The organism is uncultured Lamprocystis sp. (assembly GCF_903933125.1).
Lineage (GTDB): Bacteria > Pseudomonadota > Gammaproteobacteria > Chromatiales > Chromatiaceae > Thiodictyon.
The window spans coordinates 1-5295 of sequence record NZ_CAIZIZ010000493.1; the positions used below are offsets into that span (position 1 = coordinate 1).

The 5295-nt window shown below is 64.7% G+C and carries 4 protein-coding genes; all 4 read right to left on the reverse strand.

Features of this window, described 5'->3' with window-relative positions; genetic code table 11:
* Positions 1-818: 818 nt before the first annotated feature.
* Positions 819-2024, reverse strand: a complete 1206-nt coding sequence (locus QZY03_RS27040; RefSeq protein WP_295586623.1) for an ABC transporter permease — start codon at positions 2022-2024, stop codon at positions 819-821.
* The gene (locus tag QZY03_RS27045; RefSeq protein WP_295586626.1) at positions 2024-2794 is read right to left on the reverse strand and encodes an ABC transporter ATP-binding protein; all 771 of its coding nucleotides are present in this window, start codon (positions 2792-2794) and stop codon (positions 2024-2026) included. Before QZY03_RS27045 ends, QZY03_RS27040 begins: the two co-directional genes overlap by 1 nt.
* Entirely contained in the window at positions 2791-4071 is a 1281-nt protein-coding gene (locus QZY03_RS27050; RefSeq protein ID WP_295586627.1) for an efflux RND transporter periplasmic adaptor subunit, read from the reverse strand. The genes QZY03_RS27045 and QZY03_RS27050 overlap by 4 nt, the downstream gene beginning before the upstream one ends.
* Positions 4072-4285: 214 nt before the next feature.
* A complete protein-coding gene (locus QZY03_RS27055) occupies positions 4286-4891 on the reverse strand; it encodes a Uma2 family endonuclease (RefSeq protein WP_295586630.1) in 606 nt (201 codons plus the stop codon).
* Between the last annotated feature and the right edge of the window lie 404 nt (positions 4892-5295).

Here is a 5295-nt window from a genome sequence, read left to right on the forward strand (position 1 = left end):
CCTGCGGCGCCGGCTCGCACAGGAGCTCGGCGGGGAGGGTTTTGGTAGCGATTGCGGGGGGGCCAACAAACCGACGCAAAATCCCCTGATCGCCGCGGTTATGCGGCTCGTGGCGTAATTGAAAACAGGAAACTTCAGTTCTTCTTCTTTTCTTGCAAGTTGGATAAGCAATTGGGCGAGTCTGAACTTGTCCCGATAAGAGAGTTGACCGCAAAGTTCTACTATCTCTTCGTATCCCATGTTCCGCCTTGACACTTTCGTTTTCGTTTAACAAGAAAAACACATTGTTGATATCGTCGGTCAGATTACCGCACGGCTGGCTTGACCGATCGACCTTCCGCATTGAAGATCTTTGTGATTTCTTTGTAAGAACTGCTCATTCTGGGACCACACGCTATTGCGGCTGGCACCGGTCGCCGGACTGGATCGATGCCGACGGCCGGACCAAATTATGAATTTGAAAAGATGACGGAACTGTGATCCGTGTCACATCACTGAGGGTGCGTCGAGTCTGCCGCCGATTGACCGGGCGGGTTCGATGAGCGGTCTCGATCATCGTTCCGGCCAGCTTCCACAGTCGCCCCGATGTGGAAATGGCTCCCGATGTTGTTAACAGATGAACACATTTTTTTCTTCATCTGTGAAAATCTGTGACATCTGTGGATAATTCCGAAGGATCGCTGCCCCGAAACGGCGATAACGGCCGATGAGCGGGCAGGGCGTTCCGTTCAAAGTCCGTGCTGACTGAAAAGATCTATCAGTGGCAAAGCCTCTGCTGCCGCCCGGCTGAATAACGCCGCTGCACCGCAACCTCAGCCCTACTCCCGCCGCAACGCCTCAATCGGATCGAGCCGCGCCGCCCGCCGTGCCGGGAAGTAGCCGAAAATCACTCCCACGGCGGCGGAGAACAGGAAGGCGGTGAGTACGATGCCGCCGTTGAAGACGAAGGGGACCTTGAGCATATCGGCCAGTCCGATTGAGGCACCCAGGGCGAGCAGGATGCCGAGCACGCCGCCCAGGCTGGACAGGGCGACGGCTTCCACCAGGAACTGCATCAAGACCTCGCGCTCCAGGGCGCCGATGGCCAGCCGGATGCCGATTTCACGGGTGCGCTCGGTGACCGAGACCAGCATGATGTTCATGATGCCGATGCCGCCGACCAGCAGGCTGACGGCGGCCACCGCGCTGAGCAGGGTGGTCAGCACCTGGGTGGTGCCGGTCAGCATGGTCGCGACCTCTTTCATGTCGCGTACGCTGAAGTTGTCTTGCTCGCCGGCGGCCACTTTGCGGCGCTCGCGCAGCAGCCGTTCGATGTCGGTCTTGGCGCGCTCGGTGGATTCACCGTCGCGGATCGAGACCTGTATTAGGGTCACGTCCTGATTGCCGGCGATGCGCCGCTGGAAGGTGCGCAGCGGCATGACGACCAGATCGTCTTGATCGTGGCCCATGCTGCTCTGACCCTTGCCGGCGAGCAGCCCGATGACTTCGCAGGAGATCTGCTTCAGGCGCAGGTTGCTGCCGAGCGGGTCCTGCGGCCCGAACAGCTCCTTGCGCACCGTGGCCCCGATGACGCAGGCCGCGCGTCCGCCGCTGAGTTCGCTTGCGCTGAAGAGCCGGCCGCGCTCCAGGGTCCAGTTGCGGACGCTGAAGAAGCGGTTGTCGGTGCCGTTCACCGAGGTGGCCCAACTGGCGTTGCCGACGACGGCGGTGATGCTGTCGGTGGCGGAGGGCGCGAGTGACTTGATGGCCGGGATGTCACGTTCCAGGGCGACCGTGTCTTCCAGGTCGAAGGCCGGGGCGCTGGAGGTCTGCCCCGGACCCATGTGCTGACCCTTGCGGATCATCAGCAGGTTGCTGCCCATGCTCTCGATCTGAGTGGCGACGGCGCGGGTGGCCCCGTTGCCCAGGGTGACCATCACGATGACCGAGGCGACCCCGATCACCACGCCCAGAATGGTCAGGAACGAGCGCAGGACATTGCGGCGGATCTCGCGGAAGGCGAGCAGCAACGCGTTCCACAGCATCAGACAGGCCCTCCCGTCAGGCCGTCGTCGGCTACCCGGCCGTCGCGAAAGTGGATGATCCGGTGCGCGTAAGCGGCCATTTCCGCCTCGTGGGTCACCATCAGCACGGTGATTCCCTGGTCGCGGTTGAGGCCGACCAGCAAATCCATGACCTCGTGGCTGCGGGCGGTGTCCAGGTTGCCGGTGGGCTCGTCCGCCAGGAGCAGACTGGGTTCGGTGACGATGGCCCGCGCGATGGCGACCCGCTGCTGCTGGCCGCCCGAGAGTTCGCCCGGCGTATGCCCCTCCCAGCCGGTGAGCCCGACCTGGGCCAGGGCGGCGCGGGCCCGGGCATGGCGCTCGGTCCGCGGGGTGCGCCGGTAGATCAGGGGCAGTTCCACGTTCTCCAGCGCCGAGGTCCGGTTGAGCAGATTGAAGCCCTGGAAGACGAAACCGAGATAGTGCCGGCGTAGGCGGGCGCGCTGATCGCGGCTCAGCGTCTCGACGGTCACCCCGCGAAACAGATAAGACCCGGCGCTTGGGGTATCCAGACAGCCCAGAATGTTCATCGCGGTCGATTTACCCGAGCCGCTCGGACCCATCACGGCGACGAACTCGCCTGGGCTGATGCGCAGATCGACCCCATCCAGTGCCCGCATCGCCGCGGTGCCGGTGCCGTAGATCTTGGACACCTGGCGGAATTCGAGCAGCGGCTGGCCGGCCGGATCGGGGCTTGCGGGCCGGGGCCAGGTCAGCAGGGCGTTTTTCACTGAGGCGGTCGCCGCGGTCATGGCTTCGCGGCCGTCCGTTCCACGTCCACGAGCAGCACGGTTCCCGGCTCCAGGGCACCGTCCAGCACCTCGGTCAAGTTGCCGTCGGTCGCCCCGGTTTTGATGTCCAGCGGCGTCGGGGTGCCGTCCTGCAGGGTCCAGACCCGCGGTCCCTGACCCGGCGCGGCGGCGCGCGGCAGGCGGCGGGCCTCCGGCGGGCGGCTGGGCAGCAGCATCCCGACCAGGCTGAGGTCCGCGCTCTTGGCCGGGCGCGGTTGCGGCGGGCTGAAGCGCAGGGCGGTGTTGGGCACCAGCACCACGTCCGACAGGGCCTTCACCACGATCTCGGCGGTGGCGGTCATGCCGGGGCGCAGCGACAGATCGGCGTTGTCCAGTGCGAGCAGGGCGGCATAGGTCACCACCCCGCCGACCGTCTCCGGGGCGAAGCGCACCTGGGTGATGGTCGCCGGGAAGCGTCGGTTGGGGTAGGCGTCGACAGTAAACTCGGCTGACTGCCCCGCCGCCACCTGACCCACGTCGGCCTCGTCCACCGCCACATTGAGTTCCATCTGTGTCAGATCCTCCGCCAGGGTGAAGAGCACCGGGGTCTGGAGCGAGGCGGCCACGGTCTGCCCCGGCTCCACCTGGCGTTTGAGCACGGTGCCGTCGATCGGCGAGCGGATTTCGGTTTTCTCCAGGGTGCGGTGATCGGCGTCGAGCTGGGCCTGCGCCTGCTCGACCTTGGCTTTGGCCACTGCCAGCGCGGCGACCGCGCGCTCGGCGGCGGCGGCGGCGGTATCGAGCTCCTCGCCGGATGACATCCGCTTGGCGACCATGTCGCGCACGCGGCGCAATTTACCGGCGGTCTCGGTGACGGTCGCCTGGGCTTCCTCCACGCCGGCCTGGGCCAGGGTCAGCGCGGCCCGTGATTGCCGGAACTTGGCCTGCGATTGGTCGGGGTCGAGCCGCGCCAGGATCTGTCCGGTGCGCACGCGGTCGTTGAAGTCCACTTCCACCCGGTCGATGGTGCCGGAGACCTCGGTGCCCACTTCCACCTGGGTCACCGGCTGCAACTGCCCGGTCGCCGAGACCTTGACCGTCAGGTCTCCGCGCTCGACGGCCGCGGTGCGGAAACGGACTTGCTCCTGCGTGCCGTCCTTGAGCAGGGTCGCCGCAGCACCGGCGGCGGCAAGCAGCGTGAGTCCGGCGAGCCAGAAGAGGACCCGGCGGCGGCGGGATGGTCGGCCGTCGGTCCCGATCTGGCGGGCGATCTCGGCGGCGGATTCCGGAGTGGTCATAAGTGATACAGCGTCCCAAGGGTGTCACGCGTGATGGTGCAGCTTGGGGGCGCGATTCACAAGGAATAGGCAGGAATTGTGGAAAAATCAGGATTCGCGCCCTGCTCATGCGGTCGACTTCAAAGCAGGGCCGCGAGCCTGCGGCGGGAGAGGGGGCATGAAAAATTTGTTTTTCTTGTGTCTTTGTTCGTGCTTCCGCACTCGCTAAGATTGATCAAGACTCATCATTGCCTCGCCGTACGCCGACACTTTTAGGAACCCAGATCTTGCCCAGGTCAATCGTCACAGTCTCGAAGGGCGCCACGGACACCCGTTCAGCCCCGGCGAAGCGGCCGATGTCCCGCCAGACGCCGGCATCCAGGGCGTAGGCTTCCAACGTACGCGCCCTTGGGTCGATCAACCAAGCGTAGGCAACGCCGAAGTGCGCGTAGATCGGCATCTTGACCTCGCGGTCGGTCTTTGCGGTGGACTTCGACAGGATCTCGCACACCCAATCCGGAACCACGGTGAAACGGTGCCCCTCCGGCCAGTCGGGCATCCGTTCGCGCTGCCAGCCGGCCAGGTCCGGAACGTCAACCTCCGTGTTGTGGATGAAGTGCAACTCCGGCTCAGGGAAGATCCACCAGCCGGACGGGTCCTCGTCGTCTTCGTCGAAGTAGCGGCCCAGGATGCGGTCAAGGCGTGTCGCTGCCCGTATATGCCGGCTTACCGGGCGTGGGTGGGTGTAGAGTTGGCCGTTGAGGATTTCCCCCGTAACTCCTTCGGGTAGAGACTCCAACTGCTCGTACAGCGTCGGTTGTAGCTGCACGCGTGCGCTCATGTCTGTACTCCGCAAAAATGTGCTCTGCATAGTGTAGCGAGAAACGGACACTGGTGGCGAAATGCCTCCACGCGGGCGCATCTGCCGAACCGGCTTGGCTCAGACCCGGAATGGCTCACGCCAAGGCGCCAAGACGCCAAGGGTCTTCAAGGCGATAGCGAAACCGGAGGCGCTCGCGGAGTGACTGGAGTGACTGGAGTCACCGCAGCATTGCGCTCTTCTTGGCGTGCTTGGCGACTTGGCGTGAGATAGGTTCTTTCCAGACGCCGCGGTCGCGAGAATTCGCCACCAGTGTGAGGCACGAACCGCATCATTTGCGATGCAACACCTACTCTGGCTCCCACGTTCCAGCGTGGGAGCAGGTGCGGGCGCTCTGCGTCCAGTGCGCAGACCGGACGCGGAGC